This is a genomic window from Phycisphaerae bacterium, from assembly GCA_028714855.1.
Classification (GTDB): Bacteria; Planctomycetota; Phycisphaerae; order Sedimentisphaerales; family Anaerobacaceae; genus CAIYOL01.
This window is the reverse complement of record JAQTLP010000007.1, coordinates 177486-188759: the sequence shown is the minus strand read 5'-3', so window position 1 is coordinate 188759 and position 11274 is coordinate 177486. Positions and strand designations below refer to the sequence as shown.

Below are 11274 nucleotides of genomic sequence, written 5' to 3'. Positions count from 1 at the left end.
GTTGGAATCGCTAGTAATCGCGTATCAGCTATGACGCGGTGAATGTGTTCCTGAGCCTTGTACACACCGCCCGTCAAGTCATGGGAGTCGTAAGTACCCGAAGCCGGGTTGTTAACCGAAAGGAGACACCTGTCTACGGTAAGTGCGATGACTGGGACTAAGTCGTAACAAGGTAGCCGTAGGGGAACCTGCGGCTGGATCACCTCCTTTCTAAAGGATAATTTAGACGGTGTTGTGTTATTGCACAATGCCGAAGTCGGGCTCTTTCGTTTGCTATGGCTTAGCTGTTCTTGATATTAAAAAGCCCTGTCTGATGACAGGGCTTTTTTCTTTTAAGCAGAAGAAGCCGGACAGTCGGAAAGGCTGTAAATTCTAAAGTTACCGCTCAGGTGCAGCATAGCCAGCATATAAAGCATGCCGTCATAATAACGTTCGGCGCCGCTCGGTATGGCCGTATTCCACAATTCCTTAACAAAATTGATTCTGTTGTTGTCTGTCGAAGCAAGGCAGGCGACCGCGTTCATAGCTGCCAGGCCGGGACTATGGTCGCTTGACAATTCTGTTCCGTCAAGGGTGTATTGGTTGCCGTATTTGCCTATACCTTCGGTATGGAAAAAATCAAGTAGCCTGTTGCTCTGGCTTACAGCCCAGCTGTCTTTGGCAAACCAGGCATAATCGACAGCAATATTCATCGCGACACGCCAGGCGTCAAAACGGAAATCCTTATGTCCGCCATTATGGAAGTCTGCGGGTGTACCATCGAAATGGGCGTAATCGGGGATTAAACCTGTTGTTGGGTGAGCTGCATTTTTGAACAATTGTCGGCTGACAGAAGCTGCAGTAAACCAAAACTGATTATCTTTATCTGCCCAACGTCCCCAAAGCTCGTAGTAATGAGGCAGATGATAAGAAGGGTCAGTAAAAGCGGCAGCAGTACCTATGGGGGCAAAAACGACCTGTTTTTCTGTCTTGTTGAATATATTTGTCAATTCATCGTCTTTTCCAGAAGGAGTTTTTGGGGTAAGCATTGCGTCTAAAATGGCTTGTGCCTCGACTTGATAGTTGTATATACCTGTCCCGTTTCCCCATCTTGCAGAGGCAAAAAACAGAGTCATTGCAATCCATTCCTCACCATCAGAAGCAGAATTAGGGTCGATGATAGTGCCATTTGTATTTAGCAGCCAGGCAAAGTAATTTTTTCGCGGCCCGCTGCCGTGCTGCATATACGTTTTGGCCCATTTCCATAAACGGTCAAATTCTGTTTTCTTATTTAGCTGGACGGTTATCATCATCCCATAAGACATACCTTCGCTGCATACATTATCGTGTAAAGTATCTTTCATATAAGCCATATCGGCGTCAACAGGATAATAGACACGCTGGGTATTATTGTCTCCATAGAATAATTGATTCCAGGTGTTGTCTAACTTGGTTTGTATCTGCGATGGGGACTCGCCCAAAAGTTCAACGAATAGATTATGATATATATTTGAATAATATGCCCCCGTTGGTTTTGAGCCATTAGAGTCTGATGCGGACGCTTTGTTGGCGGGTGTTAACATAGTTATGTTAATATAATCAAACTTAGCAGAATAAAGATGTCTAAACTTCTCATTTTGGCGGTTTTACTTCAACGCTTTAGAACAGCCGACATCCGGGCTGACATGCTTATTGTACTGCAAACAGCTTTGTTAATCAAGCATCTAAACCGCCTCGCAGTGCTTTTCAAATAGCTTCTCGCTACGTTTTGGAGGGAAATTACCTGTTGTTTGTCCTGCCTGCGGGATAATTTTTTGTTTGAAAAAATAATTTTTCAATGTTGCATTTATCTGTTTGGTATGGTATTAGGAAAATCAAGCTTGGCTGAGTAGCTGGGCACTTTTAATGGGAAAAGTATCAGAACAAACGATGAGATAGACGCGGCAACGCAGTTATTCGATGGCAGGCAGTGGTTCCGGTACAGGTTTGAATGAAAGGGAACGGACAATATGAACATCTATGTAGGTAATTTGGCAAATCAGGTAACTGAAGATGATTTACGCAAGGCTTTTGAAGCCTTTGGACAGGTAGAATCCGCTAATATCATAAAAGACAAATTCAGCGGCGAATCGAGAGGGTTTGGCTTTGTGCAGATGCCCTCTAAACAAGAAGCACAAAGCGCTATCGAGAAAATGAACGGTACTGATTTGATGGGGCGGACCATTACCGTCAACGAAGCTCGTCCAAGGGTCGAGCGCTCAAGCGGCGGCGGAAGAGATAGAGGCGGCAGGGGCAGAGGCGGCTTCGGCGGTGGCGGCGGCGGAAGACGCTACTAAACGCTTCCTCACGCAGCAAACATAGATAGATAGATAGATAGATAGAATAGTACAGGTACTGTGGATTGTTTGTTTAGTTCACCGCGCCAGCGGCGGGTCAGTTCTTCATATGAATCGCGCACAGCCAGCTTAAAGCTGAACCATTTGCAAAGCAGTCTGCGCAAAGGTTGATTACATCTTTAAATTTTTTGCAATATAAATTCGAAGGGTGCATTTACAGAGATACCCTTCGCCGAAAGGTAATGAAAATTCACACTTTTTCGCATTTTCTTCCAAGCAGTCAATGTATTCCTCTAATCCAAAGTAGCGTGCTTTACAAAGATTCTCAGACCCTGACTTGTATGATATGAAATCTTTTAAATCGTTAATGATTTTCCCCGTTTCTTGCTTTTGCTCTTGTGCTAATTCCATAGGTTGACCCCCATTAATTTTGTCTTATTTATCCCCCGTACAGTGTGGGGCAGCCCCACCGCACCAGGCTGCCCCTACAAAATATGTTAACATGCCACCAATGCATAAATTATAAGATTTTTGGCATAGTTAGGTCAATCGTGGTAACTACGGGGTTTTGGAGAAAAATTGCCGAATTTTTGACCATTTTTTCGCCTCGATTTGGCAAAAACACTCCTGTTTAACCGTTGCCTTCATGGTGGCGAAATCCTCCTTTTGCCGTTCCGACATTTCCTGTTCGATATCTGCGACGAGCAAAGTCGAAGGAATAAGCTAAGTTGTAAACCAAGAGCAAAGAAGGAAAAGTGAGTTTATGGATAATTGGGGGTGAAACGGAAGATAGTATATTTTAAGTTGGAGGTTTGCAATGATTGGAAGAACGTGTATAATGTTGCGGTGACTGGTAATTTGGTAACAAGTAATTGGTGATTGGCGGGGCAGGATTATGCGAAAATATAAGAGGTTGTTCGTAACGTTAGCAGCGGTTACCGGACTATTTGCTTTGCCGGTGTTCTCGGCGGAAACGTGGCGTTTGGGCGAAGAGGGACAGTGGAAAGCCGTATCAGCTGGAGATAAATATCTGCTGGCTGTGGCTGAAATAAAAAAGTTAGTCAATACGGGCCAAACCAGGGCAGCCGGGCAGGCAATAGATAAACTTAAAAAAGACTTTCCGGAAATTGCGGGGCCTGATTTGGATGCCTTTATGAAGGCTGAGATGCTGTATTCTGAAGGGAAACTCACCAAAGCGGCGAGGACCTATGATAAGTTTTTGGTGGAATTTCCCACAAGCGGATTTTACACAGCAGCTCTGGACAGACAGTTTGCCATAGCTACGGCTTTTTTAGGCGGGCAGAAGAAAAGGGTGCTTGGGGTGTTCGTCATGAGCACATACGACGAGGGCATTAAAATTATGGAGAGGATTAGTGACCGGGCAGGGGGGGCACCCATTGGGCTGAATGCTGCTGTGGCGGTGGCCCAAAGCTATGAAAAAAGAGGAATGTTTACCGAGGCCTACCATAAGTGGTCGGAAATATCATCGCGATGGCCGACAGGGCAAATTGGTAAAGATGCGATACTGAATATGGCTCGATGCAAGCACGCTGCGTATAAAGGGCCAAAGTATAACGGCGCTGACCTGATTAGTGCAAAGAGCTATTACGAGAATTTCAAATTGCGGTATCCCGAAGATGCCGAAGAGATCGATGCCGATAAAATACTGAAACAGATAGATGAGCAATTAGCTTACAAGGAATTTAATACGGGCAAGTATTATCAACAAATCGGCGATAAGCAGTCGGCTAATCTTTATTATCAAATGGTTGTGGATAATTGGCCGGGAAGTATTGCAGCCGATAGGGCAAAAGCGGCGATGAATGAGGAAAAACCAGACGCCAAAAAGGGGAAAAAATGGAAAAAGAATATCACAGAGAAACTCGAAAAAGTGTTTTTATAATTTACTTCGGCATAACTATCGCATCGTTGGCGAGTTTTTGCGGCTGTACCGGCTATTCCAACAAATCGCTGTTTCCGGAAGATGTGGGCAGCGTTTACGTGGAGATGTTTGACAACAAGAGCTTTTGGCGTGGAGTGGAATACGAGCTGACCGACGCCTTGGCAAAGCGCATCGAGACCGAGACACCATACAAGATAATCTCCAGCAGGGACCGGGCTGACACCATAATAAGCGGCCAGATTGTATCAATCGACGAATTGTGGCTCAGCACGGAACGGCAGACCGGCCGCCCTATGGAGAAAGAAGTGGAACTGCGGGCTGTAGTTAACTGGAAAAATCTAAAAACAGGAGAATTGCTGATAGACAACGAGGCTATTAGTGCCTCGGCAAGCTATTCCGAGTGGCAGGAACAAGGCTTTCGGTATGGGGCGACCCTTGCAGCAAACAAGCTGGCGCAAAGAATCGTAGAATTGATGGAAAAAGAATGGTAAAATCGCCGATTGCAGCTTATGGGTCGAACCGATAGAAAAAAGATATAAATTATGGGTAAAAAACAAAACAAGAAATCGTCCCGGCCAAATCAAGGCCTGCAAGAGAGACCGGGCAAAAAGCCTCCGCTATCGGGTTATAAATACGGGCCATTTACCTACCTGATAATCGGAGTTGTGATATTCACAGCGATGATGATGCTGCAGCAGTGGCAGAGTGTCGAAGAGATTAGCTGGGATGAATTTGCCAATTATGTTAAGAGCGATTACATCGCAAGTTTTACCATAAAAGACACAGAGATAGTAGGTAAATTCAACAAGCAGGGTGTTGCCAGCAGGGGAGACAAAGGCAAAGATGCTTTTTTGGTTTATTATAAGCCGGAAGTGCAGGGTAAACAGCTGGGGGAGTTGTTAGAAAAAAACAGTACTATAAAGATTAATACCGAGCCGCCGCGTATCTGGCTCAGTTATCTGGCGAGTATGATATTCCCAATAGTTTTGATGCTCGGGGTTCTTTACTTTTTGTTCGCCCGTAATCTACGCAGCGGTGCGGGAGGGATGCTGATGTCGTTTGGCCGAAGCAGGCACCGATTACAAAGCAAAGACCGCGTCCAGATAACATTTAAGGATGTCGCCGGCATTGAAGAAGCGAAGGAAGAAGTGGCGGAGATAATCGAATTTTTGAAGAACCCGAAGAAGTTTCAACGGCTCGGCGGCCGAATTCCTCGAGGTGTTTTACTTGTAGGGCCGCCCGGGTGCGGGAAAACGCTGCTTGCCAAGGCAATAGCCGGCGAGGCCGAGGTGCCGTTCTTCAGTATATCCGGCAGCGATTTCGTGGAGATGTTCGTAGGCGTGGGGGCGTCTCGTGTGCGCGACCTGTTCAAGCAGGCAAAAGAAAATTCACCTTGTATTATTTTTCTTGATGAGGTCGATGCTATCGGCCGGAAACGCGGCCCAGGCTATGTTGGCGGAGGACACGACGAACGTGAACAAACATTAAATGCGATTTTGGTTGAGATGGACGGCTTTGATACGAACGACCAGGTAATAGTGATTGCAGCGACAAATCGCGGCGATATTTTAGACCATGCGTTGACTCGGCCCGGAAGGTTCGACAGACAGATTTCGGTGCCCCTGCCGGATTTGAAAGGCCGGCTTGAAATCCTCGGCGTTCACGCCAAGAAAGTAAAATTGTCTCCTGACGCCAACATGGAACGATTGGCTCGCGGAACACCGATGTTCAGCGGGGCTGACTTGGCTGCTATTATTAACGAAGCGGCCCTGGCGGCGACTATGGCTGATAAAGATTATGTTGAGACGGCCGATTTAGAAGAGGCTAGGGACAAGGTCCGATGGGGAAGGGCCAGAAAAAGCAGAGTTGTCGATGAGTCTGACAAGAAAATTACCGCTTACCACGAGGCAGGGCATGCATTTGTTCAATCGATACTGCAAGACGCAGACCCTCTGCATAAAGTCAGTATTATACCTCGAGGTCCTTACGGCGGAGCAACTTTCGCGCTTCCGGAAAAGGACCGTCTGCATTATACGAAAAAATATTGTATGGCACTTTTGCAGGTTTGCTTCGGCGGCCGTATTGCCGAAGAGATGTTCTGCGATGATATATCCAGCGGTGCACAGGCTGATATCCAGCAGGCTACCATTATTGCAAGGCAGATGATTTTGACTTGGGGGATGAGCGAAAAACTCGGCCCAATCAGCTACGAATCAGATTCGGGGCTTAAGGATATGGCGTACCTGATTCCGAGTGAGAGAGAGTATTCAGAGAAAACAGCGGAGGAAATTGACGGCGAGGTGAAAAGGCTTATCGACCATGCTTACAAAAAATCAAAGGAATTGATAGAAGTAAATAAAGATAAACTCGAGAAAATAGCCAAGGCCCTGTTGAAATATGAGACTCTCGATGCCGATGACGTTAAATTGATACTGGCAGGCGGCGAACTGGACAAGCCTACGGTTTCTGACCTGTTGGCTGCCGAAGGGGCCAAGAACAAGCCGCCGGACTCTGAGCAAAAAGGCCAATAAGAGCGATTCGTTTACTGTTTTCTTCTAAGGTTTATATGCGGGAAAAAGCAGTTGTCTTTCTGTGCTTGATTTTATTCTTCGTTGCCAATGCTCTTGCTGCACCGCCGGATAGCGGCGTTATTAAAACCGATGTTGTTGCCATTTCTATCCAGAAGCAGCACGAAGTTGTTGCCCCGAACGGTAAATCTGCGATGGCAGTTCATTTCAAGCTGAAAAAAGATTGGCATTTCTATGCGTCAGCCGAGTCTGCGCCGGGGGGCGTGAATCTCGAGCTTACGCCGTCTTCGAAACAGTACTTAAGTTTTTCTGAGCCGATGTTTCCCAAACCGCATTCGTATTTTGACAAAAGCTCGGATAAAAATCTCGATGTTTTCAGTAACGAGTTCACGGTATTTTTGCCTTTTAGCGTTTCTGATCTCGCCTTAAAAGATGGCAAATCAGTTGATGTTGTCGTCCAGATTAGTATTAAAGGGGCGGTTTGTTCCGATGTTCAATGCCGCATGCCGGATTTCGGCCAATTGAGCACCGATGTCAAAATCGCTGATTCGCCGATGGGCGATGCCGAATTTATCCTGCCGGAAGCGGCAGGGCAGGGTGAATCTGTTTTGCCGGGCGGAGTGGCAAGTTATTCGTTATGGTTTGCGCTTGGCCTGGCGTTTTTGGCTGGATTGTCTCTGAATATTATGCCTTGCGTCTGGCCTGTGCTGCCCCTGGCGGTATTGCGCATCGTGGAACAGGCCAAATCGCGAAAAGGCGCAAAGCTGACGGCAGGCCTTTCTTTCTGCCTCGGGATATTATTATTTTTCGCCTGTCTTGTGGTTGCCAATATTGTTCTTCACGTCGCTTACGGCCGGACCCTGCAATGGGGCGACCAGTTGCGCGACCCGACGTTTGTTTCGGTATTGGCATTGATCCTTGTTGTACTGGCTTTATTTATGTTCGATGCTTTTAGCTTCGTTTTACCCGCCTCAGTATCAGGCAAAACCGGCAGCGGTTCCGCTGGCACTATAGGAATGGGTTTCCTGGCGGCCGTATTAAGCACTCCGTGCAGCTTCGGCATATTGGCCGCCGCCTTTGCCTGGGCGCAGGCCCAGCCCCTGCTGCCTGCCGCCGCCGCGATAATGGCTATAGGCATAGGAATGGCTGTCCCGTATCTGGTTTTGGTTTCGATTCCGGGCCTGCTCGATAGTCTGCCTAAACCCGGCAAATGGATGGATATTTTCAAAAAAACGGTCGGCTTTATCCTGCTCGGTTTTGCTCTCTGGATGATAACGATATCGCCGCAGCAGCGCCGGACTGGCTTGCTCTTTTATTCCGTCATTCTTGCATTCTGTGTCTGGATGTGGGGCGGCTGGGTAAATTTCGATTCCAAAACTGCGAACAAAATCATCGTTCGGATAGTCGCGATATTGCTTGCTGTCAGTTCCGGCTTCTGGCTGTTGTCCGCCCCGGCAAAACCTCTGGTAGATTGGAAAGTATATGACGCTGGCTTTATTGAAAAATCCATTGCCGACAATAAACCCGTGCTTATTAAGTTCACTGCTGACTGGTGCCTTAGTTGCAAGGCCGTGGAGCGACTGGTCTATGAACGAAAAGATATTGCCGACTTGATAAAGCAAAAAGCCGTCGTCGCCGTAAAGGCCGATACGACTGCAAAAGATTATCCTGCGACAAAAGCCCTTAAAGATATCTATAACGAACCCGGCGTGCCGGTAAGTATGTTGTTCCTGCCCGGCCAAAAAGAGCCCGTTCGATGGCGCGACAAGACCTTTGGCGATGAACTAAAGACGCTTTTGGAAAAACTGCCCTGAGAAATCCTATGGCCGGCAAAACTGCAGCAAAAAAAGCTAAGGTAAAAGTTGATAAATCCGAAGCTGCGGAAAGAGTGCGAAAAATTCTGCCCATACTGAAGAAAATGTACCCTGATGCGAAGACCGCCCTTAACTTTAAAAATCCTTTCGAGCTTCTGATAGCGACTATTCTTTCGGCACAATGCACTGACGTGCGTGTCAATATCGTAACGGGCGACCTGTTCAAAAAATATAAGTCCGCCGCCGATTGGGCCAAAGCCGACATAAAGCAAATCGAGTCCGACATCAAAAGCACAGGCTTCTACCATAATAAGGCAATTAGCATTAAGAATAGCTGCAAAGCGATAATCGAGCGATTTAATAATAAAGTCCCCGGCACAATGGAGCAGCTTATAACGCTGCCGGGCGTGGGCAGAAAGACCGCCAACGTCGTATTGGGCAATGCCTTCGGAATCCCCGCTATCGCCTGCGATACGCACGTTATCCGCCTTAGCCGCCGATTACAGCTTTCCGCGAACAGCGACCCGGTAAAGCTCGAATTCGATTTGGCCGAAATAATACCTAAGAAGAGCTGGACATTATTCAGCCACCTGTTGATTTTCCACGGGCGAAATATTTGCAAGGCGCGCAGGCCAGATTGTGAAAACTGCCGGATTGCGAAATTCTGCCCCGCTGCGAATAACCCTGCTTTGTGGTAAAAGATTTTTAAGGATAGTTTCCTATGATGAAAATTACTGAAAGCCCGGTAAAAGACCTCTGGCGGATATTCCGGATAATGGCCGAGTTTGTGGAAGGATTCGATGAGCTTGCCACTCTTGGGCCGGCGGTGTCGTTCTTCGGCTCGGCCCGCACAAAGCCGGGCAGCCGGTATTATAAGCTCGCTGAAAAAACAGCTTCGGAAATAGTCAAGGCCGGTTTTTCCGTAATAACCGGCGGCGGGGGCGGGATTATGGAGGCGGCCAACAAAGGGGCCGCAAAAGCAGGCGGTAGAAGCATCGGCCTCAATATCGAAATACCCAAAGAGCAGATACCGAATAAGTTCCAGAATTTCTCGCTGCATTTCAGGTATTTCTTCTGCCGTAAAGTGATGTTCCTTAAATACGCACACGGCTTTATAGCGTTCCCCGGCGGTTTCGGAACTATGGACGAATTTACCGAGGCCCTTGTCCTGATTCAGACTTTGAGACAGGCGTCCTTCCCCGTGATTCTGATGGGCAGCGACTATTGGCAAGGCCTTATTGACTGGATGAAGAAACAGATGCTTAAAGAGCATCATTACATTTCCCCCAAAGACCTCAAGGTATTCACGGTCGTCGATGAGCCGGAAGAGGCAGTCAAGATTATCGTGGACTTTAGGGAAGCAAAAGGCCAGGTCGGAATCGATTTGCACTCCGAAAAGAAAAAAGAGTGACCTTGTCATTGCGAGCGCAGCGCGGCAATCTCAGATCCGAAAGCCCCCGGCTTAGAGTTTACCCCCGCGCAGACGGGGGCCGGTGGGTTACTTCGCACTCGTTTAGCAGTCGCCGGCACGGCGACTCTTAAGTCGCACAATCAGAAAGTGGCCTTACCACGGCATGGCCGCCCACAACAGTTCAATCACACTCGATTCTCAGACCAATCAGGGCACAACATTTACTATAACCATGCCGAAAAAATAATTGTTAGAGATTATTTCTTAATATACATTTTCATTTTATTCTGTTCAGTGTCAATGAAAGTTGATACTCAAATAACTCAAAGTCAGGCAAAAATTGCGTTGCTGCTTTCAACTCGGGTGTAATTTCTCTCCCAATAATTATTGCTCTAACCTTTTGTTGATTGAAATGTGTTTTTGTCATTGATTGGTAGTAAAGAGTCTGCCCGACAACTTTTTCATAACCACGGCTTACTTTTAGTTCAATTACAACAAAGTTACCATCCTTGTCATTTGCCAAGATATCAATCCTTCGTGATGTGCCTGGAACAAAAAATTCTTCTCCCGTCGTTTTGTCTTGCGCTTCATAGATTTTGAGTCCCTTCTCAATTACCGAAAGATTTCTCACAAGATAATTGCGAAGGTCATTTTCATAAGCAAACTCATTTTCTTCTGCTGCTATTTCTTCTTCATTCTCGTCTTCTACACTCTCAGCATTAAACCTTTCTACAAGATTTTCAAAAAATCTAATTCTGCTCTTCCCCTTATCAGTAAGTCCGGATTGCCAAACTGATTTGCAAAATTCGTCAAGTAGTTTCTTGCCCCTGACAAGAACAATGATCTTTGCTCGTTTTAGCGTGCTTGTATAAGATTTGAATTTATCTGATGAGTTTTTTATTTCATCACTTTCTTGCGAGAGCCCGTTTTGTGAAAGAAAATCATACGCATCGTAAAAAGAAAAATTCCTGTTATATTCCATTGTGCCGCATCTCCTTTACAGTTGATACTAACTTTCAATATGACGAATAAAAGTCATCTTCAACGGATTCTACTATTCCTGTTGCCATAGTCCCTCTTTTTTCTTGTTTTGTAATTCTACCCAAACTGCATTCTTTTACAACGCCAAAATTTCCCTCGTCATCCACGATTAAATCTTCTTTTACAGTACGCTGTATGCCGAATGCTAACCGCTGTCTTTTTTCAATCAAAAACGTTGGTACCTAAACCCCTAAAATCCATTTTTCAAGAATTTTTTTACTCCTTTCCCCACATCGAGTTACGAGATTTATCCGCCTCAGGC

At 46.4% G+C, this 11274-nt stretch carries 11 protein-coding genes and 1 rRNA gene; 8 read left to right on the top strand and 4 right to left on the bottom strand.

The window, feature by feature from the left end; translation table 11 throughout:
* A 16S ribosomal RNA gene (locus tag PHG53_07580) occupies window positions 1-210 on the top strand; the annotation flags it as partial.
* A 122-nt stretch (window positions 211-332) separates the two neighbouring features.
* On the opposite strand, the gene PHG53_07575 is transcribed toward PHG53_07580, so the two are convergent.
* Window positions 333-1562, bottom strand: coding sequence for a glycosyl hydrolase family 8 (locus PHG53_07575; protein ID MDD5381478.1), 1230 nt, complete (start codon window positions 1560-1562; stop codon window positions 333-335).
* Window positions 1563-1988: 426 nt separating this feature from the next.
* Between PHG53_07575 and PHG53_07570 the strand changes: the two genes are divergently transcribed.
* Window positions 1989-2315, top strand: a complete 327-nt coding sequence (locus PHG53_07570; GenBank protein ID MDD5381477.1) for an RNA-binding protein — start codon at window positions 1989-1991, stop codon at window positions 2313-2315.
* A 171-nt stretch (window positions 2316-2486) separates the two neighbouring features.
* Here the strand turns inward: PHG53_07570 and PHG53_07565 are convergent, their stop codons facing one another.
* Window positions 2487-2726 carry a hypothetical protein gene (locus tag PHG53_07565; protein MDD5381476.1) on the bottom strand — a complete coding sequence of 80 codons (240 nt, stop codon included), beginning with the start codon at window positions 2724-2726 and terminating at the stop codon, window positions 2487-2489.
* Between the two features lie 484 nt (window positions 2727-3210).
* Here PHG53_07565 and PHG53_07560 point away from each other — a divergent pair, with 484 nt between their 5' ends.
* The 6 genes from PHG53_07560 to PHG53_07535 are packed head-to-tail and all read left to right on the top strand — an operon-like array spanning window position 3211 to window position 9971.
* Window positions 3211-4218 (top strand): tetratricopeptide repeat protein, encoded by a 1008-nt coding sequence (locus PHG53_07560; protein MDD5381475.1) that lies wholly within the window; start codon window positions 3211-3213, stop codon window positions 4216-4218.
* The gene (locus PHG53_07555; GenBank protein ID MDD5381474.1) at window positions 4173-4709 is read left to right on the top strand and encodes an LptE family protein; all 537 of its coding nucleotides are present in this window, start codon (window positions 4173-4175) and stop codon (window positions 4707-4709) included. Before PHG53_07560 ends, PHG53_07555 begins: the two co-directional genes overlap by 46 nt.
* Before the next feature lie 51 nt (window positions 4710-4760).
* Window positions 4761-6749, top strand: a complete 1989-nt coding sequence (gene ftsH / locus PHG53_07550; protein MDD5381473.1) for an ATP-dependent zinc metalloprotease FtsH — start codon at window positions 4761-4763, stop codon at window positions 6747-6749.
* Window positions 6750-6784: 35 nt separating this feature from the next.
* Window positions 6785-8560, top strand: coding sequence for a cytochrome c biogenesis protein CcdA (locus tag PHG53_07545; protein ID MDD5381472.1), 1776 nt, complete (start codon window positions 6785-6787; stop codon window positions 8558-8560).
* Between the two features lie 8 nt (window positions 8561-8568).
* Window positions 8569-9258, top strand: coding sequence for an endonuclease III (nth, locus tag PHG53_07540; GenBank protein ID MDD5381471.1), 690 nt, complete (start codon window positions 8569-8571; stop codon window positions 9256-9258).
* A gap of 23 nt (window positions 9259-9281) precedes the next feature.
* Complete coding sequence (locus PHG53_07535; protein ID MDD5381470.1) at window positions 9282-9971, top strand: TIGR00730 family Rossman fold protein; 690 nt, start codon at window positions 9282-9284, stop codon at window positions 9969-9971.
* A 277-nt stretch (window positions 9972-10248) separates the two neighbouring features.
* Here PHG53_07535 and PHG53_07530 read toward each other — a convergent pair whose 3' ends face one another.
* Together PHG53_07530 and PHG53_07525 are read right to left on the bottom strand one after the other, a co-directional pair.
* On the bottom strand, window positions 10249-10953 hold the full coding sequence (locus PHG53_07530) for an endonuclease NucS (GenBank protein ID MDD5381469.1): 705 nt from the start codon (window positions 10951-10953) through the stop codon (window positions 10249-10251).
* 34 nt (window positions 10954-10987) lie between these two features.
* A complete protein-coding gene (locus tag PHG53_07525) occupies window positions 10988-11182 on the bottom strand; it encodes a hypothetical protein (protein ID MDD5381468.1) in 195 nt (64 codons plus the stop codon).
* Window positions 11183-11274: the final 92 nt, after the last annotated feature.

What these genes read in the sequence shown, in the direction of transcription:
- PHG53_07575 (MDD5381478.1), bottom strand. Translation starts at nt 1,562, where the DNA reads ATGTTAACACCCGCCAACAAAGCGTCCGCATCAGACTCTAATGGCTCA.
- PHG53_07570 (MDD5381477.1), top strand. Translation starts at nt 1,989, where the DNA reads ATGAACATCTATGTAGGTAATTTGGCAAATCAGGTAACTGAAGATGAT.
- PHG53_07565 (MDD5381476.1), bottom strand. Translation starts at nt 2,726, where the DNA reads ATGGAATTAGCACAAGAGCAAAAGCAAGAAACGGGGAAAATCATTAAC.
- PHG53_07560 (MDD5381475.1), top strand. Translation starts at nt 3,211, where the DNA reads ATGCGAAAATATAAGAGGTTGTTCGTAACGTTAGCAGCGGTTACCGGA.
- PHG53_07555 (MDD5381474.1), top strand. Translation starts at nt 4,173, where the DNA reads ATGGAAAAAGAATATCACAGAGAAACTCGAAAAAGTGTTTTTATAATT.
- ftsH (MDD5381473.1), top strand. Translation starts at nt 4,761, where the DNA reads ATGGGTAAAAAACAAAACAAGAAATCGTCCCGGCCAAATCAAGGCCTG.
- PHG53_07545 (MDD5381472.1), top strand. Translation starts at nt 6,785, where the DNA reads ATGCGGGAAAAAGCAGTTGTCTTTCTGTGCTTGATTTTATTCTTCGTT.
- nth (MDD5381471.1), top strand. Translation starts at nt 8,569, where the DNA reads ATGGCCGGCAAAACTGCAGCAAAAAAAGCTAAGGTAAAAGTTGATAAA.
- PHG53_07535 (MDD5381470.1), top strand. Translation starts at nt 9,282, where the DNA reads ATGATGAAAATTACTGAAAGCCCGGTAAAAGACCTCTGGCGGATATTC.
- PHG53_07530 (MDD5381469.1), bottom strand. Translation starts at nt 10,953, where the DNA reads ATGGAATATAACAGGAATTTTTCTTTTTACGATGCGTATGATTTTCTT.